Annotated in this window: 1 protein-coding gene; it reads right to left on the bottom strand. The window is 64.8% G+C overall.

Features of this window, described 5'->3' with window-relative positions; genetic code table 11:
- Nucleotides 1-516: 516 nt before the first annotated feature.
- Nucleotides 517-854: YqgE/AlgH family protein (locus A5777_RS18095; protein WP_197502361.1), on the bottom strand; the 338-nt coding region annotated here is incomplete at its 5' end.

Here is an 854-nt window from a genome sequence, read left to right on the forward strand (position 1 = left end):
GCCATTCTTTTGATGACCGGTCCGGGAATCGCCGACGCTGCGACTCCCGACGGCGGTCAGCAGGGCGCAGGTTAGAGTCCGGCACACGACGGTGCGCACCCCTATGCGGGTGTCGCGACCCAATGGGACGTCCCGATCCGAATGAGTGACGGAACAGTGTTGCGCGCCAACCTGCGCCCTGCTGACCGCCGTCGGGAGTCGCAGCGTCGGCGATTCCCGGACCGGTCATCAAAAGAATGGCGACGGAGAGGACCGCGACCACCGCGCCCCACGTCGTCGAACTCGAAACACGTCGTAGCTTAGTGACCACCGGGACCCCTGACCGTTGATACGCCTGAGCGTTGAAACCCTGAATGCTGAAACACCGAACGTTGGAACACCGTGAGACTCCCGCGCCGAATAATGACGGCGTGAGACGAACGCGTCGAAGAGTATCAGTTCGATGTGGCGCAGCTCACCAAGGCCTACTGATGGGATCCGGGCCGCGATCTCTGCGGCGAGATGACCGGCGGAGCGTCAGTTCTGGTCGACGTCGATCGGATGGGTCGCGAGCAGCGGCATCGGCCAGGGCTGGCGCCGAAAGACATCTGCCCAGACGTCGACGGTCGGCGGTGCGAGCAGATCGCGAGGAAGCGCCGAGGCGAGCAGCCAGCTGTCCTGGGCGAGCTCGGCGTCGAGTTGGCCTATCCCCCAACCCGCGTAGCCGGCGAAGATTCGGACGCCCTCGAGGACGTTGGCGAGGAGTTCGTGATCGGCGTCGAGGTCGACGAGGACAACCCGACCGTCGACCGGGCGAAGCCCTTCGAACGCTTCGATGTCGACACCGTGCTTCGCGACTCCAAGACACAACGCGG

It is taken from the genome of Gordonia sp. 852002-10350_SCH5691597, assembly GCF_001665715.1.
GTDB classification, from domain to species: Bacteria; Actinomycetota; Actinomycetes; order Mycobacteriales; family Mycobacteriaceae; genus Gordonia; species Gordonia sputi.